Origin of the sequence: Mesorhizobium sp. M2E.F.Ca.ET.209.01.1.1 (genome assembly GCF_004010375.2) — a bacterium.
Lineage (GTDB): Bacteria > Pseudomonadota > Alphaproteobacteria > Rhizobiales > Rhizobiaceae > Mesorhizobium.
On the sequence record NZ_SADP02001238.1, the window covers coordinates 1 to 287 of the forward strand.

General features: G+C 63.1%; 1 pseudogene. It reads left to right on the forward strand.

The annotated features are described in order from the left end of the window. Positions 1-287 (forward strand): annotated as a pseudogene (locus tag EN852_RS42075) (monooxygenase); the annotation flags it as partial.

The window sequence follows — 287 nt, forward strand, 5'->3', positions numbered from 1 at the left end:
ATCGCCAACAGGGAGGGTCAGACAAGCCTTAGCGGGCAGGTGGTGATTGCGGCGCATGGCTCCTGGGGGCAGGGCAGGTTGCCAACCAATCTCCAGAAGAGCAGCGCGGCATCCGATCTGTTTGGCTTCAAGGCCCATTTCAGGGGAGCGTCGCTCGCTCGAGACCTCATGCCGCTCCTGGTGTTTCCGGGCGGCTATGGTGGCATGGTGTGGGCGGATCAGGACAGGATATCGCTGTCGTGCTGCATACGCCGCGACGTGTTGACCAGGCTGCGCAAAGAGGGCGG